The 26162-nt window shown below is 63.8% G+C and carries 28 protein-coding genes; 7 read left to right on the top strand and 21 right to left on the bottom strand.

Annotated features, from left to right (window positions below; translation table 11 throughout):
• Positions 1–182 precede the first annotated feature (182 nt).
• The 5 genes from QE381_RS05630 to QE381_RS05610 all read right to left on the bottom strand — a co-directional run bounded on the left by QE381_RS05630 (position 183) and on the right by QE381_RS05610 (position 4592).
• The gene (locus QE381_RS05630) at positions 183–626 is read right to left on the bottom strand and encodes a hypothetical protein (RefSeq protein ID WP_307216243.1); all 444 of its coding nucleotides are present in this window, start codon (positions 624–626) and stop codon (positions 183–185) included.
• Positions 619–1401, bottom strand: coding sequence for a DUF2637 domain-containing protein (locus QE381_RS05625; RefSeq protein WP_307216242.1), 783 nt, complete (start codon positions 1399–1401; stop codon positions 619–621). The genes QE381_RS05630 and QE381_RS05625 overlap by 8 nt, the downstream gene beginning before the upstream one ends.
• Positions 1398–2321, bottom strand: a complete 924-nt coding sequence (locus tag QE381_RS05620; RefSeq protein ID WP_307216240.1) for a bifunctional DNA primase/polymerase — start codon at positions 2319–2321, stop codon at positions 1398–1400. Before QE381_RS05620 ends, QE381_RS05625 begins: the two co-directional genes overlap by 4 nt.
• Before the next feature lie 226 nt (positions 2322–2547).
• On the bottom strand, positions 2548–3900 hold the full coding sequence (locus tag QE381_RS05615) for a hypothetical protein (protein WP_307216238.1): 1353 nt from the start codon (positions 3898–3900) through the stop codon (positions 2548–2550).
• 209 nt (positions 3901–4109) lie between these two features.
• Positions 4110–4592, bottom strand: a complete 483-nt coding sequence (locus tag QE381_RS05610) for a hypothetical protein (protein ID WP_307216236.1) — start codon at positions 4590–4592, stop codon at positions 4110–4112.
• Between the two features lie 226 nt (positions 4593–4818).
• Here QE381_RS05610 and QE381_RS05605 point away from each other — a divergent pair, with 226 nt between their 5' ends.
• Together QE381_RS05605 and QE381_RS05600 are read left to right on the top strand one after the other, a co-directional pair.
• Positions 4819–5304, top strand: a complete 486-nt coding sequence (locus tag QE381_RS05605) for a MerR family transcriptional regulator (RefSeq protein WP_307216234.1) — start codon at positions 4819–4821, stop codon at positions 5302–5304.
• Positions 5301–6314 (top strand): aldo/keto reductase, encoded by a 1014-nt coding sequence (locus tag QE381_RS05600; protein WP_307216232.1) that lies wholly within the window; start codon positions 5301–5303, stop codon positions 6312–6314. Before QE381_RS05605 ends, QE381_RS05600 begins: the two co-directional genes overlap by 4 nt.
• A gap of 54 nt (positions 6315–6368) precedes the next feature.
• On the opposite strand, the gene QE381_RS05595 is transcribed toward QE381_RS05600, so the two are convergent.
• Entirely contained in the window at positions 6369–7448 is a 1080-nt protein-coding gene (locus QE381_RS05595) for a site-specific DNA-methyltransferase (protein ID WP_307216230.1), read from the bottom strand.
• A gap of 454 nt (positions 7449–7902) precedes the next feature.
• A complete protein-coding gene (locus QE381_RS05590; RefSeq protein ID WP_307216228.1) occupies positions 7903–8967 on the bottom strand; it encodes a hypothetical protein in 1065 nt (354 codons plus the stop codon).
• Positions 8968–9019: 52 nt separating this feature from the next.
• Between QE381_RS05590 and QE381_RS05585 the strand changes: the two genes are divergently transcribed.
• Positions 9020–9595: a TetR/AcrR family transcriptional regulator gene (locus tag QE381_RS05585; protein ID WP_307216226.1), complete on the top strand. Its 576-nt coding sequence runs from the start codon at positions 9020–9022 to the stop codon at positions 9593–9595.
• A gap of 116 nt (positions 9596–9711) precedes the next feature.
• Here QE381_RS05585 and QE381_RS05580 read toward each other — a convergent pair whose 3' ends face one another.
• On the bottom strand, positions 9712–10224 hold the full coding sequence (locus QE381_RS05580) for a MarR family winged helix-turn-helix transcriptional regulator (protein ID WP_307216224.1): 513 nt from the start codon (positions 10222–10224) through the stop codon (positions 9712–9714).
• 95 nt (positions 10225–10319) lie between these two features.
• Between QE381_RS05580 and QE381_RS05575 the strand changes: the two genes are divergently transcribed.
• The 4 genes from QE381_RS05575 (at position 10320) to QE381_RS05560 (ending at position 13880) form a co-directional block, all read left to right on the top strand.
• Positions 10320–11315 (top strand): NADP-dependent oxidoreductase, encoded by a 996-nt coding sequence (locus QE381_RS05575; RefSeq protein WP_307216222.1) that lies wholly within the window; start codon positions 10320–10322, stop codon positions 11313–11315.
• A gap of 640 nt (positions 11316–11955) precedes the next feature.
• Complete coding sequence (locus QE381_RS05570; protein WP_307216220.1) at positions 11956–12591, top strand: NAD(P)-dependent oxidoreductase; 636 nt, start codon at positions 11956–11958, stop codon at positions 12589–12591.
• Between the two features lie 27 nt (positions 12592–12618).
• Positions 12619–13368, top strand: a complete 750-nt coding sequence (locus tag QE381_RS05565) for a Bax inhibitor-1/YccA family protein (RefSeq protein ID WP_307216218.1) — start codon at positions 12619–12621, stop codon at positions 13366–13368.
• A 152-nt stretch (positions 13369–13520) separates the two neighbouring features.
• Positions 13521–13880 (top strand): MarR family winged helix-turn-helix transcriptional regulator, encoded by a 360-nt coding sequence (locus QE381_RS05560; RefSeq protein WP_307216216.1) that lies wholly within the window; start codon positions 13521–13523, stop codon positions 13878–13880.
• Here the strand turns inward: QE381_RS05560 and QE381_RS05555 are convergent.
• From QE381_RS05555 to QE381_RS05495, 13 genes are read right to left on the bottom strand one after another with little or no spacing between them, the layout of a single operon-like run.
• Complete coding sequence (locus tag QE381_RS05555; RefSeq protein WP_307216214.1) at positions 13838–14596, bottom strand: 4'-phosphopantetheinyl transferase; 759 nt, start codon at positions 14594–14596, stop codon at positions 13838–13840. The two genes, QE381_RS05560 and QE381_RS05555, sit on opposite strands and share 43 nt — an antisense overlap.
• A complete protein-coding gene (locus QE381_RS05550; protein ID WP_307216212.1) occupies positions 14541–15956 on the bottom strand; it encodes an FAD-dependent monooxygenase in 1416 nt (471 codons plus the stop codon). The genes QE381_RS05555 and QE381_RS05550 overlap by 56 nt, the downstream gene beginning before the upstream one ends.
• Complete coding sequence (locus QE381_RS05545) at positions 15953–16456, bottom strand: MarR family winged helix-turn-helix transcriptional regulator (protein WP_307216210.1); 504 nt, start codon at positions 16454–16456, stop codon at positions 15953–15955. The genes QE381_RS05550 and QE381_RS05545 overlap by 4 nt, the downstream gene beginning before the upstream one ends.
• Positions 16456–17427, bottom strand: coding sequence for an acyltransferase domain-containing protein (locus QE381_RS05540; RefSeq protein WP_307216208.1), 972 nt, complete (start codon positions 17425–17427; stop codon positions 16456–16458). Before QE381_RS05540 ends, QE381_RS05545 begins: the two co-directional genes overlap by 1 nt.
• A gap of 41 nt (positions 17428–17468) precedes the next feature.
• Complete coding sequence (locus QE381_RS05535) at positions 17469–18365, bottom strand: ACP S-malonyltransferase (protein ID WP_307216206.1); 897 nt, start codon at positions 18363–18365, stop codon at positions 17469–17471.
• Between the two features lie 27 nt (positions 18366–18392).
• On the bottom strand, positions 18393–19772 hold the full coding sequence (locus tag QE381_RS05530; protein WP_307216204.1) for an NAD(P)/FAD-dependent oxidoreductase: 1380 nt from the start codon (positions 19770–19772) through the stop codon (positions 18393–18395).
• A complete protein-coding gene (locus tag QE381_RS05525) occupies positions 19769–20698 on the bottom strand; it encodes an SRPBCC family protein (RefSeq protein WP_307216203.1) in 930 nt (309 codons plus the stop codon). The genes QE381_RS05530 and QE381_RS05525 overlap by 4 nt, the downstream gene beginning before the upstream one ends.
• A gap of 14 nt (positions 20699–20712) precedes the next feature.
• Entirely contained in the window at positions 20713–21513 is an 801-nt protein-coding gene (locus tag QE381_RS05520) for an SDR family NAD(P)-dependent oxidoreductase (RefSeq protein ID WP_307216200.1), read from the bottom strand.
• The gene (locus QE381_RS05515) at positions 21510–21791 is read right to left on the bottom strand and encodes an acyl carrier protein (protein WP_307216198.1); all 282 of its coding nucleotides are present in this window, start codon (positions 21789–21791) and stop codon (positions 21510–21512) included. Before QE381_RS05515 ends, QE381_RS05520 begins: the two co-directional genes overlap by 4 nt.
• Before the next feature lie 37 nt (positions 21792–21828).
• Positions 21829–22998, bottom strand: coding sequence for a beta-ketoacyl synthase N-terminal-like domain-containing protein (locus QE381_RS05510; RefSeq protein ID WP_307216196.1), 1170 nt, complete (start codon positions 22996–22998; stop codon positions 21829–21831).
• A 22-nt stretch (positions 22999–23020) separates the two neighbouring features.
• Positions 23021–24289: a beta-ketoacyl synthase gene (locus QE381_RS05505; RefSeq protein WP_307216194.1), complete on the bottom strand. Its 1269-nt coding sequence runs from the start codon at positions 24287–24289 to the stop codon at positions 23021–23023.
• A complete protein-coding gene (locus QE381_RS05500; protein WP_307216192.1) occupies positions 24282–24617 on the bottom strand; it encodes a TcmI family type II polyketide cyclase in 336 nt (111 codons plus the stop codon). Before QE381_RS05500 ends, QE381_RS05505 begins: the two co-directional genes overlap by 8 nt.
• A gap of 15 nt (positions 24618–24632) precedes the next feature.
• Positions 24633–26123: an FAD-dependent oxidoreductase gene (locus QE381_RS05495; RefSeq protein ID WP_307216189.1), complete on the bottom strand. Its 1491-nt coding sequence runs from the start codon at positions 26121–26123 to the stop codon at positions 24633–24635.
• Between the last annotated feature and the right edge of the window lie 39 nt (positions 26124–26162).

The following is a 26162-nucleotide window of genomic DNA, read 5'->3' as shown; positions in this document are numbered from 1 at the left end:
CGTCTCTGCCTCGTACCGAGCTGGGCGGGCTGCGAGAGGGCGAGCGGGACCGTCAGACCGGCCCTGGTGATGGGGGTCTGCGTGTGGTGCCGGCTGGTGCGACGGTGAGGCAGCCGGCGGCGGTTGTGGTTACGGGGTGCGGGTGTGTTCTGGCAGTCGGGTGCGGCCAGGACAGTGAGAGGTCACCGGCTCACCCCCGTCCTGGCGAGCGGGCGCTCCCGCGTCGTCGGGCCCGTCGTCGTAGCTTCCGGTTCGAGGTGCGTCTGGCGGTGGGCGAGCCGGTCGGCGAGGTTCGCGCGCAGCTCACGCAGCCCGTCGGCGACGGCGTCATGTAGCTGCGTGTTCGCGGCTGCGCCCCGGGCGAGCACGGCCGCGCCGGCCTGGGCTGCGAGGTCGGTCGGCCGCACCCACCGCACCCCGGCAGGCTGCGGCCCCTCCGGAGCGTCGGCGGTGGTCGTGGTGCTGGGGTCGCCGCGGGTCGCGAACGGGGACGCCCGCTCCGGATCACCCTCCGGGGTGTGCTCGCTGGTGTCGGCCTCCCGGTCCTCGTCCAGAGGCCGGTCGGTGCCTGGGTCGCGCGAGTCCAGATCCGCTGGGTGGGCCGTTGGCGGGGTGGGGTCAGTCATCGTCTGCTCCGTCCTGTTGACGGTCAGGTGCGTGCTCCCACCGGCCGACCGTCGTCGGATGCACCCCGAGCTCCGCCGCCACCGCACGACGCGACAACCCCCGCGCACGCAACTCCCGCGCCCGCTCCCGCAGCTCCCGCCGACGCGGCATCCCCGACCCGACCGGCCCGGGCTCATCCTGCGGCTCGGCGCGCGCGGTCGGGGTGTCCGTGCTCGCGTCCGCGCGCCAGGCACGATCCCGCTCGTATCCTTCGCCGCTGGAGAGCGGCGGCAAGGCATCCGGGCGGCTTCTCGGCGCCTCGGATGGCTGTGCGCTGTTGCGGGTGAGTTCGACGGTGAGGTGGGTCATCGCCAGGAGCACCAGTGGGGGCACGGACGCGACCAGCGACGCGATGAGCGCCGGGACCTGGGTGTGGGCGGTGACGATCGCGTGGGTGATGTTCGCTGCGACGGATACTCCGGCGCCGGCGGCGAGCAGCACCCACGCGAATCGCCGCGCGGGGCGGGCGGAGTTGCGCAGCGCGACGACGCTGATCGTCGCCTCGAGGATCACCCCGTCGACGATCAACGGCCACACCCATGCTTGCCCCTCGGGGATCCCGGAGAGCACGGCGAGATCCCGGAGGGTCGTGAACGACAGCCAGAACGCCCCCAACGCCAGCAGCACCGTCCCGGCGACAGCGAGCGTCACCACGCCACGGGTCACCCCGCCGCCGGGCCCGCCGGATACTCGGCCGACGGTCTGCTGGGGCGGGTGCTGTTCGAGGGAGGTCATCGCCCGGCCTCCGGACTTGCGGATGCCCGTCCGGATGATGAGGACACGGCGCCGCCGCTGTTGCTGCCGGTAATGGTGCGGTGGGCGGAGTGGATCGTACCGCGCGTCTCCCGCACCTCCAGCCCGGTCGACAGCGCCGCAGTCTCGAGGGCGGCGGTCGTCTCGTCTTCGCTGAGCCCGGCTTCGGCGAGGCGGCACGCCGCCCAGAACAACCCGGCGTTCCGGTTGCCCTCCGCCAGCCGTGCGACCCAGTCGGAGAGGCGCTCGGCGATCTGCTCGTCCACCCCGCCCGACGGGAGCTGGCGCTGGGGGGCCGGTGGTGGCGTTGGGGTGAGGATGTCGCGGAGCGTGTCGGCGTCGACCGGTCTCGGGCGCCGCCCGTGCGCGATCATCTCGTATGCCGCGGTCGTGCCGTCCGGGGCGGTGATGGTGGAAGGCGGGGCGATGATGTAGCCGCCGGTGCCACGGAAGTCCACATGCGACCGTCCACGCGACCACGACCCTTGTGGACGGTTCGGGTCGGACGGGTAGTAGAGGTGCAGGCCGCCGGACGGGGAGCGGACCGCCGCGCCCCACCCGTCGATCAGCCCGTCTCGTTGCAGCGTCCGCAGCACCGGGAACCCGTTGCCGACGCCGTGCACGTCCACGTCGACGACATCGATGCGGGTGCCGGTGCGCAGGGCGATGTTCGCCTCCGGCATCCATGACCACCACGACCGGATCCGCCGAGGATCTGTCGTCGCATCGTGGAACCCGCGCGTCGTCAGTGGCGTCTTCGCGCTCGGCGCGCACGGGAACACCGACACACCCGCCGCCGCGTAGGCGAGCGCCGCATCGAGGTGAGCACCGGGAAGGGTGGTGGGCAGGTTCCAGCCGGTAGGGTCGGGAACGGTCACGAGCAGCACCTCCTTCCGGGACACGGCGCACGAGGGGTGGGATGCTCGTGCGCCGTGTCACCTGGAAGGTGCGGCAGCAATGCCACCGACCGGGGTCGGGTGTTGCCGGCTCACGAGCATTCTCGGGAGACGAGAGACCTCAACCCCTACCCGCCGTCGTCCTGCCAACGCGAGCGATTCCTGGCAGGATGCGCGGAAAAGTCTGGAACATGCCAGAAATCGTCAACTCGCGCGTCGCCACGTCGACAGATCAGAAGCTGCGCCCAGGTGGTTTTCCGCCCGGTGCGGGGCGGTCCGGATCGTCGGGTTCGGGGCTGAGTCGGCGTTCCCGTTCGGCGAGGAGTTCGCTGAGCAGTCCGCCGCGCTCGAGCAGCGTCGGCGGCTCTACAGGTTGCGGGGTCAGCATGCCGGTACGGCCTGTGTGGAGGATCGCCTGGTTGATCTGCGCGAGCACCTCGGCTGGGGTGTGGTTCTCGGTGTGCTGTTCGAGGATTCGGGCGATCTCGTTCACGACCGTGCTGTCGTGCTCCGCCGGCGGGAACGCCGCCGACGCCGTCCGCTCGCGCCCATTAGGGACGGGTCCGACGACGAGCCGGAACTCGCCCTGCCCGTCCGGCCCGGTCGCGTCATACACACCCCTGTCGATCCATGCGTGCGCGTCCGACGCGGGCCCTTCATAGATCGGCGGCCCCGCCGGGTCATCCGGATCCGGAACCCGCACGTCGGGGTCGGCGGCGAACAGCATGGCCTTCAGCTGCTCCTGCACAGGAACGGGTAGCAGCGATGCACTGGGGCCGGTCGTGTCGTGTTCGACGAGCTCGCGGAGCGTCTGGATCGCGAGCAGATCGGCCGGCGCGACGACACCGAACTCTGCCACGGTAGACGACGGCTGTCCGTTCTCGGTAAGGAGGTCCCGTAGGGCGGTCTCATGGCGAAGAGCGGCGGCTTTGAAGTCCGCTTCCCACTGGACGTGGTCCCACCGGTAACGGGCGTCCTCGTACTCGCCCTCATAGCTCGGGGACACCGTCACGAGGTAATCCTCCTTCCTCGGCTCTACCGGCAGCGGATCTCGCTCCAACAATTCGATCAACCCGGCGCGTACCCGCTCGGCACGGTCGATCCCCTTGAGCGCCTCTGGCAGGCGCGAGGCGGCCACGGCGAGATCGAGGCATTCGTCGCGCCACTGCTCCCGTGCATCCTCCAGCCTGTCAACGTCCACCGTCCCGTCCGGGCGCCGGTAGTCGGCCTCAGCGGGTTCGGGTGGAAACATTCCGGCGACGATCTCCGGGATCCCCGACCCCTCAAGCGCCGCCCACTCCACCGACGGCACCCCCATCGCACCCGCGCCCAGCGCGGTGGCGGGGCCTGGGGCCCAGGAGAAGATGTGGGAGACGTCGTCGCCGAAGTCCTCCCCGAACACACGGTCCCCGTCCGTGCGAAGTTGATCCGGCAGTCCGGCGAACTCCGCGATCAGCACCTCCTGAACCATGTGCTCCGCTTCGGCGTCCGAGCGGGCGAGGACGTCGAACTCGATCACCACGCGGCGCGGCTCGAGCGGTTCGGGCGTATAGCCCAGGGGTGGCGCGGTCTCGTCATCAGGCATGGTAGTGACCTCCTTTGATCAGTGGGCGAGCCGTCGGCCGCGGGGCGGAGGGCTCGGTGCGGGCGTGCGACCCGGGCAGTAATGAGCGGTCGGAACCTGAGTTACCCGCAGGACGCGTGCACGCGAAGGGATCTCGAGGAAGATGCGCGCTGGAGTCGCAGATATGCGTCGAATCGTCGCCTTCTCACCCGGCGGGGTCCTCATGACAGTCATCGCGTGAGGCCCGGGCGCGGCATCTGAGCACCGCCCGGCCCGGCGGGAGCATCCGCGGTGAGCGCGCGTTCACGCTCCTGCATCGCGTGATGGAGGGAGGCAGCGGCGTCGTCTCCCTTCTCGTTGCCGCCGCCGACGGGGATCTGGTGGAACGAGTACGCCGGGTGCGGGGTCGCCTCCCGAAGCGCTTCAAGCCAGGCATCGACGTCCTCGGGGGTGCGCCAGTCCCGAGGACCGCGGTGCGTCTCGAGGAACTCCGACGCGCCCACATAGGCCGGCGAATCCTCAAGCACCTCGTGGATCGCCAGCGCCGTAGCGTGCGCGACCACCACGGGGCTGTCGTGCGCGAGGACGGTCGGTTCGACATCCGGGTCATCCGACCAAACGACCACCCCGAGACACAGCATCCGCGGCCGCCCTGCGTCCCGGTTCGTTTCGGCTCGTGGTGCCTGGGTGATCTTGGCAGGGTCGATGTCCATCTGTGCTCGTCCTCCCATTTCGAGATCGCCCGGGCGGAACCGCCCGGGCCTCTCGATAGGTAGGCGGATAGGGCAGGTCTTGAGGCGAGATCTGACCGGCAGGTCACCGGCATGGTCTCTTCTCCGCGGAACGATTCGAAAGCCCGTCGCGCGTGCCCGGACATGTGGCGGCAGTGGCGGATGGTGGGCTTGCGTTGGAGTGAACTCCAGGACATAGCGTTGCCGCATGAGCACACAGGTCGCATTCGAGGTGCTGGACGATACGGACGCGAGCCTCGGCATCGCAGAGGTCGCGCGGCTGAGCGGGCTGAGTCAGGACACCCTGCGCTGGTACGAGCGGGAAGGGCTGCTGCCCGCGGTACGCCGGGGACCGGATCGCCGCCGCCAGTACACGCGCAGGGACGCGGCGCTGGTGGAGATGCTCGCCAAGCTCCGCGAGAGCGGGATGCCGACGGAGGAGATGCGGGAGTTCTCCCGCCTGGTCACCGGCGGCGCCGCGACGCACGGGCGACGCCTGGCGATCCTCGAAGCCCACCGCGATCGCATCCACAGGCGGCAGGCGGAGCTCGATCAGCACCTTGTCTCCCTGGAAGAGAAGGTGACCCACTACCGCTACCTGATCGGTGCGGGCCTCGACTGCGACGGCCGCCCCGTCTCGCCCGAAGTCGCCGCCGTGCAGCCCCTCACCGCAACAGAAGGAGAACCACGATGACTGTTCCGATGACCCTTCTCGGCGACGGTCTGACCGTCAGCCGCCTCGGGTTCGGCGCGATGGCCCTGACCGGTGTGTACGGCGCCAGCACGCACGGAGAGAACCTGGACGCGCTGAACCATGCTCTCGACCTTGGGGTCACGTTCATCGACACCGCCGACATCTACGGCGACGGCGACAGCGAACGCACCGTCGGAGAGGTCGCGAAGACCCGCCGCGGGGAGATGACGATCGCCACCAAGTTCGGCATCACCGGCTCCATCGCGAACAAGACCATGCGCGCCCGCAACGACCCCGCATACGTGCGCGAGGCCGTGGACGCGAGCCTCACCAGGCTCGGCATCGACACGATCGACCTGTACTACCTGCACCGTCGCGAGGTCTCGGTACCGATCGAGGACACCGTCGGCGCGATGGCCGAGCTAGTGGCTGCTGGCAAGGTCCGCCATCTGGGGTTGTCGGAGGTGACCGCCGACGAACTGGAGGCCGCGCACCGGGTCCATCCCATGACGGCCGTGCAGAGCGAATGGTCGGTCTGGAGCCGCGACGTCGAACGCGCCGTCGCACCGACAGCCGCCAGGCTCGGGATCGGCTTCGTGCCCTACTCACCCCTGGGGCGAGGCTTCCTCACAGGAGCCCTGAGCGATCCCGCTGTCTTCGCCGGTGACTGGCGGGCAGGGCTCACCCGGTTCACCGGCGATGCCTTCGCGGGCAACCAGACCGTCGTCGCAGCGCTGACCGGGATCGCCGGCGACCACGAGGCGACGCCCGCGCAGATCGCGCTGGCCTGGCTGTACGCAGCGGGCGACCGGCTTGGCGTGCCGGTTGTTCCCATCCCCGGAACCCGCCGCCCCGAACGCATCGCGGAGAACGCCGCCGCCATATCGATCGTCCTCACCGCCGACGAGCTACACGTCCTCGATGACCTGTCGGCCCAGGTCAGGGGTGAGCGCTCGGACTTCGATGACCCGAACTGGACCAGCGACACACGCGAACGCGCCGACACGTAACTGCCAGCGGCCACCAGCGGCCCGAGCGGTCGCGCAGGCCGCTGGTGGCCGTGCTCAGATCTGGCGGTCCACCCGGGAGGCAACGAGCGGGATGTAGTCCTTGTCGCGTTCGATGGCGACCACTCGGCATCCGGCCATGAGGGCCGCTTCGACCGTCGTTCCCGAACCGGTGAACGGCTCGAGCACGACACCACCGGGCGGGGTGAGCAGGGTGACGAGCCACCGCATCAGTCCGAGCGGCTTCACCGTCGAATGCGAGATGCCGAACGCGCGGGGCCGCTCGCGGGCGTCGGGCTTGTGCTCGAACCGGAAGATCGGGAACTTCCGCGACAACGACTCGCCCTGCCACGTTCCCGTCAGCACATCCAGCGCGTCAGCCTGCCCGGGGTCGAGGGCGACGTTCATCGGCCACCGGTCATCGGCGAACCGGGCCTGGTCGATGTTGATCCCGCCGACGCCGTGGGCGAGGACGTTTCGGAGTGTGTTGCCCTCCGGGGGTTTGCGGGCGATGACGATCGGCTCGAACGCCGGCCGCAGTCCCGTGCCCCATCCCTCCCACCGCTGCGCGTCCTCGGTCACCGGGGTGCCCTTGGAAGTGACGGTGCGAGTCGCGCCCAGCACGCCGTCGCGGTCATCGGTCTGCACGGTGCGGTCGGGGCGGTGCGCGCCGTGGTGCTTATCGATCGCGTGCGAGAGGTCTATACTCTTGGGCATCCCGGTGGTGTGCAGCCACGCGATCTGGTCGCGGATCTCGAACCCCGCATTCTCGATGCCACGCACCATGCGATGCCACGTGCGTGCACCACCGAACGCTGCAACGTGTGCACCGGGCTTCAGCGCGTGCAGTGCACCTGCAGCCCAGGCCGTGCACCACGCCTCGAACACCTCCGGTGCACTCATGCTGCTCGTGTCCACGTGCGGCAGCGAATCGCGGAACCCGGATGCGTCGTCCCACGTGTGCCCGTTGAAGCTCAGCCCGTAGGGCGGGTCGGTGACCAGCGCGTCGATGCTCCCCGCGGCCAGCAGCGGGAGGAACTCGACGGCGTCCCCGAGGTAGAGGGTCGCGCGGTCGTGGGTGAACACCGGCGCCGGAAGCTCGGTCAGACGACGGGTCGGCGATGACGGATCGGACATAGGCGGAGGCTCCCTGCTGTTCGGGCCCTGTCCGCCTTCGTGTGCGACGAACAGGATCACCCAGCAGGTACGGGGCCGCCCAGCAGAACGCGCGCCCGTACGAGCGCGCCTGGGCCGCTCCTACCCAGGCGCGATTTCCGCGTCCTTGCCATCGCGCCAGCCGACTTCGAGACGTTGCCCTCCAGCGCCAGGCTTCTCCCACACACGACCGGCAATCAGCGCTGGAACGGGATTTATTCGATCAGATGTCACAGCCCGCGCCACTGCTGGTCACGACGTTCTCGGACGGGATCGACTTCCGCACTGTCCATCACCGCCGGTGGGACACGCCGCCGCTTCTTGTAGGGGTGAGTGTCGAGCACTCGCAGCGTCACCCCCAATGGGCTGAGATGGACATCGAAGCCCGTTACGATTGCTCAGTTTATTTGAGCCGCGCGAATGGTGGTCATTGGCCTCACGCTGTTGCGTGGTTCTCGGCGGGCTCGTCGAGTGTTGCATCCGGCACATGCATACTGGGGGCACTGCGGAAATGTCCGCTGACCGCGAGTACGAGACCGACCAGCGTCCACCCGGCGAGGATCCACCACTGGCCGGACGGGTCGGCGTCGGGGAAGTAGCTGAGCGTCCGCAGCAGTGTGTTCGCCGCGCCGGGCACGAAGAATTGGCCGATCGCTCCCCAGGGCGCGGCGAGGAACTGCCATGGCACGGCAGCGGCCGCGAGCGGGTTGCCGACGAGCATGGTGAGCACTGCGCCGATTCCAATGCCGGGGTTGCCTATCAGCGAGGTGCAGCCGACGATGAAGGCCGATGTTGCGAGCACCGACATACCCATCGCCAGCGCAATGACCCAGAAGTCCCCCTGCAGGTAGCCGAACCAGGTGTGGAGCACGAGAGAGAGCAACAGCCCCGCGGCGACCGCGAAGCCGGCAAGTGCAACGAGCCGCCGGAAGACGCCTACGACGAGGAGCGAGATCAGGATGCCGCCGATCATCCCGCCCATCGTCAGCGGGAACGACGCGGCTGTGAGGCCTGTGCCGTTCGGGTCATCGGCGGACAACGACACGACAGGGGTCACGGCGACCGAGACGGTGCTCGCATCGCCTCCTGCGGTTGCGACCTGCTGCGTCAGCTGGGCCTGCAGTCGTGCAGCGACGCCCCCGAGCAGCTGAGCAACCGTAGTACTCGCTGCCGGCGCCGTGAGCACCTCCGGCGCCCCTGATGAGAGCACGATCGCGCCATAGGTTTGGCGTGTCTGGATCTGGGAGATGGCACCATCCCGGTCGGACGCGTCGACGAAAGCGAACACGCCGTCCGCGTTCTCGTCCAGCGCCTGCTCGATCGCCGATACAGCTGGCGTCGGCCCGGTGATGCCGATCGGGATGTCGTGGGCCTTGGCGGTCTTGGTTGGCCAGAGGAAGGCGAGTACGACGAGTGTCACGACGAGGGCTCCGACAACGCCGAAGCCGATCGCGAGCGCCCATCGGGTGTGCGGACGAGCAGAGGACATGAACAGCTCCAAACAGAATGATTATTCTCTTGGGGCATGTTAGCAGAGCGGATATTCTTCTTGTATGCCCCGACTCACGGAAGCCACGCGTCATGATCGGATGTCGCAGATCGCGGACGCAGCTCGACGCTGTTTCGCGCGCAACGGCTTCGCCGGCACCTCGATGGCCGACATCATCACCGAGTCGGGACTCTCGGCCGGGTCGATCTACTCGCACTTCCCAGGCAAAGCAGAGCTCACCCGGTTCACTTCCGAGTCGCTGCTCGAGGCGCGTCGGGCCTCGCTCGCCGCGATGACGCGCGAGGGCGCCGCGCCGACGCCGGCTGAGATCCTCGTCCGTCTCTACGACGAGATGGCCGGAGCCGGCGTGACTGAGATGCTCGTCCAGATCTGGGCCGAAGCGCCCCATGACCCGTTGCTTGCCGGGCTCGCCCGCGACAAGATCGCGCAGGTGCGGGAGCTCCTCCACGAGGCGCTGCTTCCGTGGGCCGCGACCCAGGATGGTGACGTACAGCGGCTCGCTGCCGACGCGACCGAAACGATCATGCTCCTTTTCCAGGGCGCGACGGTACGTCAGACCTTGGAGCCGGAGGCCGACGCTCACGTTCTGCTGGCGGCGGTCGTTCGACTTCTACGCTAGGGTCAGCATCACCCGGGGCCCCGCGTGATGGCGCTGGAACTGCCCCCTTGCCCGAGCAGCTGCTCTTTCGGTGGGACCGTTGGCTCCGAATACGGCAGCCGTGCGGATCTCGATGCTTATGAAGTCATCGTCGAGTCGGAGGGTGAGCCTGGGTCAATGTCGTGTGACTCTCGATCGATCTCTTCTGAGGATGCCACGATTACGCCACTTGCCTCCGAAAGGAACCGGGTGAGTGCGTCCAGCTGATCGGGCGTCCAGGAGGCCAGGAGGCCAGCGAGGCGCTCGTTTACCCTCGCGTATGTGTTGCCCAGACGGTCGACGCCGGTCGCGTGGATACGTGCCGAGCGGCCGTCGTTCTCGTTGCGGTGTCGCTCGACCCATCCGGCGCGTTCAAGGCGAGTCAGTATGCCGGTCATGGTTGCGATATGGGTCCACGTGCGGCGCGCTAGCTCGGTGGGTGTCTGCGGCCCATCCTGATGCAACGAGTCCAGCACGGCGAGGTCCCCGTCTCGGATGTCGAGCCGTGCTCCGACGACACGGTTACTCACGGTCAATGCACTGTTGAGCCGCCGCAAGGCCAGCACCGCCTGCTCGACCGTCGGGTTCCCGCCGGGGGTCGTCTTGTACATGCCACCTCGTTTACTATGGTTCTCATAGTACATGTGTGATCAGGAAGTGTCGGTTCGTCCGCGCGAGTGCACAGACCGGATGATGAGGAGATGCGATGAGCAGAGTAATCCAGTACCGCCGGTTCGGCGGTACTGAGGTGCTGGAGATGGTCGACACAACCGCCGAAGAGCCCGGACTCGGCGAGGTGCGGATCAGGGTCGAGGCAGCCGGACTCAACCCGATGGATGAGAAGGTCTTTCACGGCGCTCCGCCTGTGCGAGTGGTCGGCTTCGTCGCCGCACTCTCCAAGCCCGCAGAGTGGTTCTCGCCGAAATTCCCCAAACGAGTCGGGCACGACTTCGTAGGGACCATCGACGCAGTCGGAAGCCAGGTCAACGACTTCGCCGTCGGCGACGTGGTCCTCGGCACCTTGCGAGGTGCCCCAGGTGCAAAGACCAAGCGCGGCTCACTCGCAGAGAGCCTGATTGCCCCCGTCGATGACGTTGTCCACAAGCCCGAGTCTCTCAGCATCGAGAGCGCCGCGACGCTCGGCGTCAGCGCTCAGACGGCCTGTGGGGCCCTCCGCGAAATCGATGTCCGGAGTGGCGACGTCGTCGTAATCAGTGCTGCGGCGGGCGGTGTCGGGTCGCTTGCCGTGCAACTCGCGACTCACCGCGGCGCTACGGTCATCGGCATCGCAGGCGAAAGCAACGCCGACTTCCTGCGCTCACTCGGGGTCATCCCCGTGGCCCACGGCGCAGGCGTGAAGGATCGAGTCCTCGCAGCGGCCCCCGGCCCCGTCACGAAGATACTCGACTGCTACGGCGGAGAGTATGTCAAGCTCGGTTTCTCGCTCGGGCTCCGCGGCTCCACCATCGGAACCCTCGTGCCCTCCCCGAAAGCGATCCTCCGCGGTGCCCGGTTCACGGGCTCACGGCACGCGCAGCCCGGCGATCTCGAGGAAGTCGCTGCCCTGGTAGCGAGCGGTGCCGTCAAGACGGCGATAGCGCGCGCGTATCCCTTCGAGATCGCGGCGGTACGCGAGGCGTTCACAGAACTGGCCACCGGCCACGTTCGTGGCAAGCTCGTCATCGACATCGCAGCGAGGTAGCTGACCGGCCGTGATCCGATCAGCCTCGTCACTAGGTTCTTGTCGGGAACTGAGGATGCTTGTCTGTCGAGCTAGCCTTGTTTTTTCGTCGGTCCGCCGAGGCGGGTTGATCTGTCGATCGCGGCGAACATGGTCCCTGCCCATCGAGGTCGGTGGGAGAGGTACAGGATCGCGCGTCGGCCGTGTCGGGCGAGGGCTGCAGGGAACGCGAAGAGCCCGGTGCCGGAGGTGCTTGAGCTCCCGCTGGCACGCCTCGTGCTGCGGGTGGGCGCGGAGTGTGGCCCACGCTGACAGGTCGGTGGCCAGGGCGACGATGCCGCACCAGATCCGGTTCAGATCGAACCCGCGCAGGGGGGAATCGACCTCGACGGCCAAACTGGCACCGTCGTGATCCGTGACCTGCTTCGCGCCGCCGCACCCCGACCCGGCAACGCGTGATCAAACGTGCGATCTCGAAGTGCCACGCCAATGGAAGCGACACCGATCGCTGCACCCACCCCGCGATATTCCACACCACGATCTTGACAGGGACTGGCCAGTCCTCCACGGGACTGGAGTCGCATGCTAATCTTAGTCCCGAAGGTGGAATATCCGAGTGCGGGACTAAACCGGTCGTGCGGACGCTGCGGAGGAGGAAACGATGCGTATTTTGGTACCGGGAGCAACGGGCTCCGTGGGTCAGCAAGTTGTGCAACAGGCGCTTGATCGAGGGCACGATGTGGTGGCGATTGCCCGCAAGACGACGACGCTAACGATGGACCATCCAGCCCTCACCAAGGTTGCGGTCGACATCCTAAACGCGCGTGACGTCGAGCCTCTTGTAGCCGGCGTGGATGCAGTCATTAGCACTGTTGGTATAGGTGCTTCGAAGTCCCCCACGAAGCTCTACTCCGCAGGCACCAAGAATCTGATCGAAGGCATGCGGGCTCATGGTGTAACGAGGCTTGTGGTGATCTCTTCAGAGGTAGCTGAGCATTGGGCACATCAAGGTCTGTTTAAGCTTTGGGTCGTCCTTCCTCTGCTGCAGCACTTCATAGGCGCGACGTACGACGACATGCGTCGTATGGATGTCGTTCTGTGGGAGAGCGATGTGCAGTGGACGGCGATTCGTGCCCCGCGCATCCGGCCAAAGGAGGGCAAAGGCGACTACCGACTGAGTGCTGACGGCCCACTGGCGCGTGGCTGGGCTATCACGGCGACCGATATGGCCGCTGCGCTGATCGACATCGCTGAGCGCGGCGACCTCGGGAGGAAACATGTCTATGTTGCCAACTAAACGTTCGGCCGCGTCGACGGGGCGAACATGATTCGCCGTCGCGACCGGGGGCTGGCTGGCGGACAGGTCGTACCGAGGACACTTGGGCTGTCGGCGATCTTCTTCGTCCTCCTCCATCCTGCCGCGCTCCTCGGCGTTGCCTGGACGGTCGGCACTGTCACAACATCGCAAACGCTCGAAGGGGCGACACCTGGGGCGTGGATCACTGGAGTGATCGGGTGTCTCGCTCTAGCGTTCTGGCCCTCGAACTCGACGACATATCTACGTACGAGGGTCGTGTGCTTCGTGCTTTCTGAAGGGCTGTTGCTTGGCGGGGTCGTGACTCACGGCGAGAGCATCCTTCCGGGTATCGCGATCCAGCTGTCCTTTGCGGCGTTCTCGACAACCATCGGTGCGCTAGCGGTACTCTCCACTGCTCGCGTTCGCTCGACTTCCCAGCTCAATCGGGTGGCACTCGTTGCCGTTACCGCGTATCTGGTCTTCGTCCTTCACAACCTCGGCTTCGCCGGCATGGGTTTGCCTATCCAGGCTGCTTGGGGCGCAGGTTCGCAGATTCTTCTCGGGATCCCGATCGGCCTTCTGCTGGGGCTGTTGCTGGTCCCGCTCGCTTCCTGCGCCCTTGTACGTCGTGTCGCGCGAGCTGATCTGGTCCACTTCGACGACGTGGAGCCGACCCACCCCTGGCGAGCTGCCCAGGGCATCATCGCCACCATCATCTGGCCCTGGGGAGACGCGCCTCGCAAGCTGCTGCGACGCGGCCTGGTAAGATCGGGATAATACACCATGTGGATTGTCCCGTCGAGGGTGATTAGGGAGTGTGGCGACACATGACGAGAGATCAAGTTGTAAGAGTTCGCGTTGCACTACAAGAACAGCTAGTGACAGCCATATTGGGCAACGAACGTGTTGCTCGCAAGTACGGTCTGCTCGTGACAGATCTTCAGACTCTACATCTCTTAGTCATGCGTTCGGACGTGCGGACGCCCCGTCAGATCAGCGATGTTACGGCGATGCCAACGAGCACTGTGACAAAGCTCATCGATCGGCTTGAATCTGCTGGTTACGTCCGGCGGACATCTGATCCAACCGATCGGCGTCGGACTGTCCTGGAACTGGTCGAGGAGAACATCGCTCCCCTGCATCACTTCTACGGCCCAACGACCGACAAGTTCGACGAGCTCAGCTCAACCTTCTCCGTGGAAGAGCTCGATGCAGTTGCTCGATACCTTGAGGCGGTGAGCTCCTTCTACAGGCTGGACCCGGGAGCTCCCTCGTCCGACGACGAGTAGGGGCTGACATCTCGTTCGCGCACGATAGCAGCCGTCAAAAGGAAGCTCTCGGCGACAAGCCACCATCTTCCTTCGACGTGGTCGACCGAGGCCCCTGGTATGGAGACGACGAATTGGCCACCGTCTTGCGTCTCCATCATTACTGTGACTGTCATAGAGAGGATAGGCACCAAACGCTGGATGGAGCTCAGTGCTTTGAATGCGGCTTCGCGTGCCGAAAATCCCACGCGCGATCCCTCAGCCTGCAGTTCTGCGGCTGGTCCGACGAAGCAGTCCTTCGCCAGCGCAAGGGAGGATGCTTCCGGAAGCGGAAGGTTCGGTTCGAGGTCCACGCCGATGCCGTGCAGCAGTGTGGTTCTCGCTACGCAGGCGATGACCACTCGTCGCGTATGAGTAATGCTCCCGGTCCAGCCATTTGGCCACGCGACGGATCCGTCGGGCAGACGCTCGAGGTTCTCGTGGCGGCCCCCTAGCGTCTGGATTGCCGTGCGTGCACAGACCCGGCCGATGGCGAACTCGGCAGCGCGATGAGACGACATCGTCGTGGTGATTGCGTGGTTGGTGGCGGGGGAGCCATCAAGATCATGTACTGCGTCGTTACTCCACGACACTGCCAGGAGCCCGGTGGAAGACACCCATGTCTGAGGTGGGCGCACCGCGTCAAAGCCTCCAGTCATCGATATATCCGTCGGGTCGAAGAAGACGAGGATGATCACCTCGGAATCCGTGATCGATCTCGACTCTGACGGAACGCTCGTGCAACTCCGGATTACCGGGGACGGAGTAGCCGCCTGGCACCACCAGGACGTGCTTGTACTTGCGAAGGCCCTCAAGGACCTCCCGGTTGCTCATGAGTTCACTTGCGAAGGTCCCTGCGTGACGGTCGAGAGCGAATCGTCGAAGCGAGCGAGAGAGCATTGCCGAGTTCGTTCCCGAAATCGATCGTCCTAGCCCGCGTTCTATCAGGTCCTTCAAGGGTCTGATCCTTGCCGCACCGGCCAGCAGCGTGTCCTTAATGGACGCCGAAATACCACTGCGTCTTGTCGCTTCGCGGATAAGCTGCCCAGAGTCTTTGACGGCTCGGTGACCCAGTGGCCGCATCTCTCGCTCGTAGGAGTCGAGAAGCGCCACCGGAGCCCCCCGGCGCAGAACGGCGCCGACTTTCCAGCCGAGGTTGACGGCATCTTGGAGGCCAAGGTTCATCCCCAGTCCGCCTGCGGGCGAGTGGACATGTGCGGCGTCCCCGATGAGGAAGGCATTGCCACGTCGGTATGTCGTTGCGACGCGCTCGTGGCTACTGAAGCGCGATATCCATCGCGGATCGTTGATACCAATGTCTTCTCCGAGGATGTTGGCGACCATCAGGGCAAGCCGATCGAAGTCCTGGGAGTCATCGTCATGTGGCGTTAGGCTGGCGTCCCAACCAAGCACCCGGTGGTAGCCGTCTCCGAACGGCGCGATGAAGACGAAACCTTTTGCGTTGGCGACAAGCGACAGGGGCTCGGACGAGGGGCGCGATAGCCGGGCGTCAGCGATGATGACCGACGGTAAGACGCACGAGCCGACAAAGTCAATACCCAGGGTGTGGCGCACGCCGCTATGATGGCCGTCTGCACCGACCAGATACTCGGCCTGAATGCTCTCCTCTTGGTCCCGATGCCGAAAGCGCACCGATATCGAATCGGTCGCCTGTTCCATGCCGAGGAACTCCGCGCTGTACGTGATTGAACCTCCAAGCGCTAGAAACTGCTCGAGTAGAACTCTCTCGATCTCAAATTGTGGAATGACGAGCATCTCCGGAAAAATTGACCCGACGCGATCGAAGCGCACATGCATGCCCCACAGCAGAGGGATAGAGCTAACTGGTCGACCTTTGGATCGTATAGCGTCGGCGAGTCCACGCGTGTGGAGGATCTCGAGCGTACGTGCATGCACTGAGAATGCACGAGTTAGATTAGATTCGATCGAGTTTCGCTTCTCGAGGATCATGCATCTGACGCCTTGCTTAATCAGATCGAGGGCTAGCATCAGTCCGCTTGGTCCGGCCCCGACGATTACCACTTCGGTAGTTCTCATCGAATTCTCTCCTTTGGCTGTGATCTCGTCGCTCGATAATTCATCAGTAGAAACTGAACCGTAGTAACGCCTTCGAGAAATTCGCGGAGCCGATCGAGCTCTCCTTCCGAGCAGCGGGAGAGTTCTTCTTCGATCTTGTTCTTAGCCGGGGCGAATTGCGCGATGATTGATTCCACACGCTCGGGCACTGTCGAAATCAGTCGAAGCCGCCGGTCTTCCAAGGCCGCGAGGCGGACGATGAAGCCGCGTTCCTCAAGACGATCGAGGATTCTAGTCATGGTGCTGGAGGGCAAGCCTGACATGGAGCATAGCGTGGCTGCCGTTGTGGGTGAGCTTCTCAGATGAATGAGATGCAGAATCTGAAGATCGGTAGACTTCAGGTTGAAGTCGCGCGCAACTTGACGGCAACTGGGGAGTGTATATAGTACGAATTTCTTGACGGTCTTCAAAGCGCGTTCTGCTGAACGTTCCATCGAGTCCGAGGTGTCGCGAATTCCCATTACAGGCTATTCTTCTGGACATACTGGATCTTCTCGACCCAGTCAGTGAAAGAGTTGGCGCCTTTGGTGGGCATAAGTGAGACGACCTCGGACTGCCCTGATCTCACCTTCGGATGGCTCGCGGCGATCGCCGAGAGGCCTGTGCCCGGACCAAGATCGACGATGATCCAGTCGTCGTTGAGCAGCATGTCCAGGGCCGACCAGAACTTCACAGGCCGCCACAGTTGCTCGGCCCAGAAATTGGCCTGTTCACTCTGCGCGTCAGAAACCCAACTCCCGGTCGAACCTGAGACCATCGGGACTCGCAGGCTGGATAGACGGGCCGTGCTTAGTGACTCTTCGAGCTGGAGTGCCTTCTCCTTCACAAGCGGCGAGTGGAACGGCATGTCGGACATCGCGGGAACTGTAAGGATCGATCGCGCTTGCGCTATTTCTGCAAGTTTTTCTAGAACGCCGAGTTCCGCGGAGACAAGGCACTGTGTGGGGGAGTTCTCTGCTGCTATCCATGCCCGAAGACCGTGTTCTCGAAGCAGCGAGGTAATTGTTTCAGAGTCACTTCGTACGGCCCGCATCGACCCACTCGGGCCCTCATCCAGAATTTCGGATCGACGTGCAAGCACAACCCGTGTAGCCTCGTCATCAATCAAGCCGGCAAAGACAGCGAGCGAGAACTCTCCTGCACTGTGCCCGAGTAGGGCGCTCGGATAGAGCCCGCGGGATGCGAGGGACCGCGCCGATGCGATGCCAAGCGCGACCAGCAACGGCTGCGTGTAGGCAGACCGCGTGAATGCCTCTTGCGAACCCTCCAGCCAGGCATCGAGGATCGAAGCCAACCGTGGTCCTGCAAGCAGAGCCTTCACGGTGCTCCGGAACACGACGTCATTCTCGAATTGCGCAATACCCATCCCGACAAATTGCGAACCTTGACCCCCAGAGAGGAATGCAATAGGACGTCGTACCGAGGCGCTCAACGCTTCTCTCCTTCAAATAATTATCGTTCGTATGTTGCTGCTCAGACTGCTCGGTTCGAATAACCGGCGCGTCTGAGAATGCTCGTCATCCCTCGATCTGGGAAGATCAGTTCCAGTGAGAAGTCGGAATGCTCAGCCGCGATGGATCCGAGAGTTCGAACCCAATCCACGCGATGAGTAAGGATTTCCGCGAGGGCCAGCCGGACATCGTCCGCGCCTGAAATGCGTCCTGAGCGTGTGGAGAGATACAGTGGGACCCTCGGATGCGCGATCGATATTCTCCGTAAGGTGGCGTGCATCGGATCGTGACCGGCATAGATCGACGAGTGTGCCGCCCCAGCGATACCGAGACGAACGACCCGCTTCCCCTCCCTGGTCTGGGCGCGTCGTTCCAGTTCCTCCACGCACCGGAGATCGCCACTGACGACGATTTGATCGGCCAGGTTGACATTGGCGATCCCCAGCGCACCCGGGACAGCGCCAAGGGCGTCTGCGCACAGCTGCGATGTCTCAGTCACGTTGAAACCGAGCAGGGCGCTCATCGCGCCCGGCCTGATCCGGTGCACGGCGTCCATAACCATGCCACAGCGCGAAACTAACCGAAGGCTGTCGGGCCAACTCACCGATCCGGCGATCGCGATGGCCAGAAACTCGCCGAGGCTGTGGCCAGCGACGCCGTCGACAATCCTGTGGTGGTCATTGACCGACGTCCAAGCGGCATAGCCGAGAAGGAACTGAAGAGGCTGTGCGAAGCGATTCGCTAGAGGCTCTGCCTTTCCGTATGCGGCCAGAGCGCGTTTCAGGTCAAAGCCAGCATCGCGCGAGAGGGCCGTGATGGAATTTCGCTGATTAGGGATACTGATATAGTGCTCAAGTCGCCGCATTACATCATTCATCGATGATGCATGGCCTGGGGCGATGGCGATGTGCGTCGTCATATTCACCTCCCTTTTTTTAGACTGTGTCTAAGCATTGGTCAGCACGTACCCGTCGGGTCGCACGAGAAGGAAGTCCTGATCCGAAGTCGGACCATGGAGTTCGGAACGCTGCTCGATGTTGCGCAGCTTCTGCAGTGACGGAGAAGCCCGGAAGGATCCATCAATTGAGCCGATGCGGCTGTACTGGAGTGACCTTTGCGCGTCCTTAAGTCCGAGTAGCTGCGAGTGAGTAAGAGAGACTCTGGCAGGCGACAGCAGTTTCTCGGTATTCGTCCCGCACGACGAATAGTCGATGTCAGTACCTGAGAGGAACGCGGCTGGGTCTTGTACTCCCGTGGCCGACGACGTACCGGCCGAGCCACGATCGATTAGATAAGTCTCGTAGAGCTCCTGCACCTGTGTGTTCACCAGTTCGTGGAGTCGCCGCGCTGCGAATTTGCGTTCGGCAGCATAGTCATCGAGCAATCGCGACGTGCCTGTGTCGATGGTGTGCTTGATCCTCCAGGCGAGGTTGAAGGCGTCCTCTATCCCGTAATTGAGCGAGCACCCACCCACGGGAAGCTGACTGTGAGCCGCGTCGCCGGCGAGGACGACCTCGCCGTCACGGAACGAATCCGACACAACTCTGCGGTCCGTTTGTAACCCCCACGAGAGGACCTTCCCTTGGAGCGGTGCCCCCGTCGTCTGGGCCCATGCAATCTCCACGTCGCGCGCAGTAGTTATAGCGGGTGCCGCAGCGGGAACATGCATCATGATCCGGTGCAGCTGATCTTCGATCTGTCCTGAGCTGACCACAGCCCCGTCGGCAAACGGCTCGAACCTGTAGGTCGGCATGTCTGCAGCACGCACATTCGCGGTGACGAACCGTCGCTCACCGGCGACCGCTGTCTGCCCCATTCCCGTCCACAAGCGCACCGCGCTGTCTTCACCGTCGCACCCGACCAAGATGCGGGAGCTGCTTGACTTGATGAGGCTGCCGCTGAAGGCAGCGTGGACCATGCCGTCAGGGCGCATGCGCGACGACAGGTAGCGTGTGCCGCGCACGAGTTGTGCACCCGCCTCGAGGGCCCAATCGATCAGCGCTTGGTTAAGGGCCTGTTGAAGAATCGGCCACATTCCGGGCCACGGAGTGTCAACGCAACCGAGATCCACCTTCTGGCGCCCGTAGTGGCCGAAAGCGGACGGCGACGCCGTAAGGAGACCATCCTTGAGATCGAGAACATCGAAGATCTGCGCCGCGCGGGCGTTCACAGCCATAGCACGCGGACCTTCGAGGACGTCGACACTCTCGTCGAAGATGCACACGTCGATGTCGTTGAGGGCGAGTATCCCGGAGAGCAAGGAGCCGACTGGTCCCGCTCCGATCACGCTCACCTCAGTGTCGACATGCGCTTGAGTCTGCGTCACTCAGCGACCTTCGCGGTTGTAGAGCCGATCAGTTTGATCGTCTGCGTGCTGTTGTGCATAAGGTTCGTGCCGGCGATTTCGATGGCCTTGGCGAGTGAGGCCTCCGGGCCGAGGAGATTCGTCACAGTCGCCCGGGTTACCGCGTACTCATGCACGCTCTTCACGAACGTCTGGCCGTCTTCCGCGAAGACGTGCCACTCTCCACGATGGCTGACTAGCGCTCCAGGGGTTTCTATCTGCTTGTACACGATCGACGAATCAGACAAGACCACACGATACGAAGCGGTCTCGTGGGTGGATCCATCCTTCGCCTGCGTGACGAGCCGGAGTAGCTCCCCACCGGTGTCGAACCGCGTCAGGGTCGCATCGACGACATGCGGAATCCGCTCAGCCCATCGATCGGCTCGAAGAAGGAACTCGAACGCGTCATCTGCCGACGCTGACACCGGCAGCGCTTCCTCGACACGTCCATGTAGATACTCAGCCTCCGGAACCGCGAAGAACTCTCGGAGAGATTCCAGCTCTTTTTGACTGTTCGTGTCTACGGCTGCATCGATGAAGTCGGCGTCGTCTTTCGTGTGCGCGGTGAAGGCATGCCCGAGTTTCACAATTGAGGTGCCTTCTCCCTCAGCGAGAATTTCCCACGTTCCCGACATCTCGATCACCGGCGCAGCGGACTGCGTCTGAGCAAACGTGATTCGCAGCTTCTCCGGTTCGAAGGTACGGCGGGATCGCCAGGTGCGTACGGTGCCGTTTGCCGTCGCCCAGATCTGGATGAGTTCCTGACGCTCGGACGATTCCACTCGCTCGGCGTATATGGTCGGCGGAAAGATGTCAGCCCACCGAGTTACGTCCGAGAGGAAGTCGTAGATACGCTCAGCGCGGGCCTCGACACGAATCTCGTGGGCGGTTTCTCGTTCGATCATTCGAGTTTGTCCGTTCAGTAGTTGCCCAGGCCGCCGCAGACGTTCAGAGCTTGGCCAGTGATCGACGCCGCATCTCGAGTCAGTAGGTAGAGCACGAGACCAGCGACCTCCTCGGGCGTGCTGTAACGTCCCAGCGGGATCTTGGCCGAGAATGTGTCGAGGATCTCCGCCTCGGTCTTCTTGTAGTGCTCGGCATACCCCTCTCGAACGCGTTGAGCCATGGGGGTTTCCACATATCCGGGGCATACCGCATTGACGGTGACGCCACGCGGAGCGAGTTCTTTGGCGAGCGACTTGGTAAAGCCGATCACCGCGTGCTTTGACGCCGAGTATGGCGTCGCATATGCGATCCCCTGTTTGCCGGCAGTGGAAGCGATGTTGACGATGCGCCCGAAGTCGGGGATGAGATCCGCACGGGACAGGGCCCGTGTGACAAAGAAGACAGAGTTGAGGTTTGTCGACAGGATACGGTTCCAATCCTGATCGCTAATGTTGCCCAGCTCACCTCCACCGTTGGTTCCGGCGTTGTTGATGACAGCGTCGATGATGGTTTCTCGTTCAGAGATCGATGTGATCCAGGAGTCCACTTCTGAAGAGTTGGACACGTCGACGGTGGTTCCTTCGATCGAGACGCCCTCCTTTCGGAATCGTTCCTGGACGTCACGAACAGCATCCGCCGATCGTGCGCAGAAGTAGATTCGGTATCCCAAGGTGGCCAGTCGCTCAACGATCGACAGTCCTATCCCGCTCGTCCCGCCGGTGACGACCGCAGTTCTTGCGGGCTCTTCCTTCGCTCTCGTGTTGGGAATGCTCATTGCTGCTGTGCCCCTTCGGCGGTTTTCGCCGGGAGGTGAGAGTTGATCAGGTTGATCAGCTCCTGGGCCGTCTGGGCGTTGGCGATCTGCGTGTCGGGGACATCGGCACCACTGTCGCGGCGCAGCCGCAGCCCCGTCTCGAGGACGGCCAGCGAGTCGTACCCGAGTTCGTCGAAGGACCTTGTCTCGAGTGCGGTGAGGAGGGCGTCCGCGTCGTCTGTGCCCGAACCTTCGACCAGCGCGGTCCAGACGTCCTTGATGTCGATGTTCGTACTCATTGCTTCCTTCTCCCTGCTTGTGGTGGGTTATGTCGGGTTATTCCGCGCTGATGACTAGCGCGGAATTGAATATCGGCACTCCGCGCGCCAATACAAGCGCATGACGCGCAGATGGTAGCTTCCTGCGAGCCGTAACGAGATCGAGTCCTGTTCCGTTCTTGATGGACACCCCGGGTGTCGGAGGGATCGTCTTGGACCGCAATGTGAGCGCCGCGAGTACGGAATCGAGAGCGCCCACTCCCGAGCCGGCGCGACCGAAGCCAGTCTTCGGCGCGGTTACGGGGACGCCCTGTTCTCCAAAGACCTCAGTGATCGCCGCTGCCTCCTGATCGTCTTCGGACTTCACTCCGGCTCCGTCGGCGAAGACGATATCGATGTCTTGCGGCGTCAGCTCCGCACTTTCCAGCGCGAGTCGGATCGCTCTAGCAAGCGCCTGCGAACCTAGCTCGTCAACCGTCATCGTCTTACCGTGACCGCTGATGCGAAGCGCTTTGCCGACCTTCTCATCAGGTCGATTTGGACTTAGGAGGAGATAGGCGCCACCTTCAGCTGGAACGAATCCTCCTGCGCGTTCGTCGAAGGGAAGATACGACTCTGAGGGATTGCGCCGCTCACTTACCCGACCCGTACTTTCCATGGATACCCACGCCAATGGCGAGAAGAAGCTCTCGATTGCTCCCGCGAGGACGATTTCCTGGCCTTGACGCAGCAGACGCGCGCCCTCCCAGATCGCATCGAGTCCGCCGGCCGAATCAGCGACGAGCGTCGAGCACCTCCCCTTGAAGCCGTATCGAATGGAAAGCTGCCCAGTATTTACCGCGTAGAACCAGGCGTAAGACTGGGCGGTGCTTACGTACGAAGGGCCCCTCTGGTAGAGATGGCGTAGCTCTTTCTCGCCGAACGCATACCCGCCGGCTGAGTTTGCCGTCACGATGGAACGGCGATACGGGTCCGTTTGGTGATAGTCATCGGCCGCGCTCTCAAGGGCACGCTGGGCAGCGACGAGCGCCAGCTGGGTGGAGCGGTCGGTACGGGGACGGAGCATCCCTGGCACGTCCTCGAGAGAAAAGTCTGATACCTCACCCCCCAGCGAGGCACGGTAAGACGATGCGTCGAATGCACTGACCTCGTTGATGGTGACGTCACCGCGTAGCGCGCTCCGCCACAGTTTCGTGACGGTGCTGCCATGAGGACTTGCCACGCCCACTCCGGAGATCCAAGCGTGCGATTCACTCGGCATATTCAGCCCTTTCGATCACGAGTGCGCTCTGAAACCCGCCGAACCCGCTCGCAATCGACACCACACGATCGACCTTCTCCGAGCGGCCCTCGTTCGGCACGTAGTCGAGGTCGAGAACAGGGTCGATCTCATTGAGGTTCGCGGTCGGCGGGATAAAGCTGTCCCGGATGGCGAGGACACATACCGCCACTTCGATCGCACCGATTGAGCCCATAGAATGCCCCGTCATTGACTTCAGTGAGCTGACTGGTACGTCGTAGGCCCGCGCCCCCAGCGCCTTCTTTATCGCCTCTGTCTCGTGAATGTCGTTTTGGGTGGTACCCGAGCCGTGCGCGTTGACGTAGTCAATCTGATCAGGTTCGATGCCGGCGTAGGCGAGCGAGGCAGAGATAGCCTCCGCGAGCTCGGTGCCGTCGTTCTTCAGGCCCGTCATGTGAAAGGCATTCGCTCGAGCACCGTAGCCGGAGATGGTGGCGTATGTACTCGCGGTCCTACGCTCTGCGTGCTCACGGCTTTCGACGATCATCACGGCGGCGCCTTCTGCCAGCACGAAGCCCGCGCGCGTGGCGTCGTAGGGCCGAGATGCCGACTCGGGGGTGTCGTTGAGATTGGAGGTAGCCATGATGGAGTCGAAACACGCGAAGGTGATCGGTGCGATCGGGGCTTCCGTCGCTCCTGCGATCGCTACGTCGACATCGCCTCGACGCACTGCCTCCATCGCTTGAGCAAGCGCGTCGATACCCGAGGTGCAACCGTTCGAGATCAGTTCTCCCGGTCCACGAGCCCCGAACCGGCGGGCGATCTCCGCCACGAACGAGCTGGGGACAAAGTACTGGTAGAGGTCACGATCCAAGATCTCGTCGACCTCAATCAGTTCACCGTCTCGTGACGTGAGCCGGTATATCTCCTCCATCGACATCGTTGCTCCCACCGCTGACCCGATGTAGACGCCGATTCGCTCAGGACGCACATCGTCTAGAGCTCCGCTCGAGTCCGCAACCGCTTCGGCGGCCGCGGTAACGAGGAGTTGTGCAGCACGATCGAGAAACTCAGCCTCTTCTGAAGAGAGTCCGCCGGCGATCGGGTCGAAGTCCACCTCACCAGCGATCTTTGACCGGAACGGAGAAGGATCGCAGAGCGTGGTTGTCCTTGTCGCAGGCTGGCCGCGGCGCGTGTTTTCCCAGAAGCTCTCCCGGGTGGCCCCTCCAGGTGCGACGATGCCTACGCCTGTGACGATCGCGTCAAGCCGGTCACCCACGAGAACGCTCCCAGTGGTAAAAGCGGTTCGCGATCGCGTCCTTCGGGCTCTGCCAGTTCGGGTCATAGGGCTCGAAGTACTGGCGAAGATCCTTGCTGATCTGCACGAAAGCCGGGTCCGTCTTTGCGGATTCGATGCGATCAGTGCCGTCTTCGGTCTCGAAATCCTGCAGGTGAAAGTAGAGGTCGTGGAAAGTGAAGAGTTGCCGCCGCACGGTGCCCATTCGTTCTGGCATGTGTGATCGGTCGAACTCGGTGAACAGGTTTCCGATTTCGTCGAGCCGATCCGTGTTCAGTTTTGCGACGATGAGAGACGTGTGAAGCGGCATGGAGCGATTCCTTTCTTAGTCGTGATCGATTCCGATGGCCCAATGGCGAAGGACCGCATCGATCGAAGCGTTTGTACGATCGGTCCATGCGACGACACCGTCGGGACGCAACAGGACCGCGAGGCGATCCTGTTGCCCTCGTCCCGTCTCGAGCAGGATGGCGCTCGTCTCAAGACAACGGACATCGGCACCCGTCAGCAGAGCGCTCTGCTCCGGATCGGGCCTATCGGTCGAGACGAACAACCATTCGCCGTTCCTCTGCAGACCGGAGGCTTTCTCCTCGCGCGTCACAGCGGGGAAGCTCCCCGACAGCGCCTGCCACCCAATCGCGTCGTCGTCCTCCGCGTAATCGAAGGCATACTTGACGTCGATGCTGCTCACCGCCCGCGCGAGTTTCGCGGCACTGCGAGGCTCATCGAGCAGTGTCGCGAACACCCCTCGTAGCGAGTCCACTTCGGCGCCACGCAGGAAGAGCTGCCCTTGAGCCTGCGTGTTCGTGATGAGAGCGCGCGCCGCAGCCGACCTCTCGTCATCGAACGTACTTAGGAGATCTGGCGAGTCATGACGAACGGCCTGGGCGAGCCGCCAGCCAAGCCCCGCCGCATCCAGGATGGACACGTTCATCCCCTGACCTCCCGCAGGAAGGTGAATGTGTGCGGCGTCGCCGATGAGGATCGCGCGTCGGTCAACAAGCGACTCGGCCAGACCCGACGAGTCGGTGAAGGAGCTGCCCCAGTGAAGGGCCTTCCAGGTGAACCTCTCACCGAGCACGCGTTCGTAGGCGTCCGCGATCTCTTCTCCTTCGAGCGTCTGTCCACGTTCAAGAAGAGGAGCACCGAACTCCGCGACGATGACTCGTACCGCGCCGTTACCGATCGGTCCCGACATGACCATGCCGCGCTCGTTCCTCTTGCCGAACGGGTTGTCGGAGAGGTCGCTGTCGAGGAAGTCGCCAAGCAGCATTTGTACGGAGGGCTTCGAGATCTCGAAATCGAGGCCTGCGATCGAACGGACGGTGCTCTTTGAACCGTCGCACCCCACGATGAACTTCGACTTCACTTCCGTCCGAACCTCATCGTCGTCGGCCAGCAGGCTCACTACGCCGTCATCGTTCTGTGAAAAGTCGATGAGCTCCTGGCCTCGAGTGATCGAACCGCCGGCTTCCTCCAACCACGCTGTCAGGATCTCCTCGGTGCGGAACTGAGGGACCTCGATCGCGGGCGAGAGATCAGATGGGATCGCGGCCGTTGAGAGTGGGAATCCGGCGAAGTGCACCTGGTCGCGCCCTCGAAGCTCTCCAAACCTGCCGATCTGGCCTCGGGAGAGCAGATACTCCAGGGTGCCGATCGTCAGACCCAAGGCCCGGGATTCGGGGGTCGCACGATGCTCACGGTCCACGAGCACGACAGAAATGCCACGGAGCTCCAACTCTGTGGCAAGAGAGAGCCCGGAGGGCCCAGCACCCACCACCAGGACGTCCGCGGACAACTTCTTGCGGTGGGGCATACGTGAACTCCTCGTTCGGGTCGTCGGTAGACAGGCGTC

Source organism: Microbacterium sp. SORGH_AS_0888 (genome assembly GCF_030818905.1).
In the GTDB taxonomy this organism is placed as follows: Bacteria; Actinomycetota; Actinomycetes; order Actinomycetales; family Microbacteriaceae; genus Microbacterium.
Note: the sequence above shows the minus strand (reverse complement) of the source record. Positions and strands in the feature narration are given on the sequence as shown.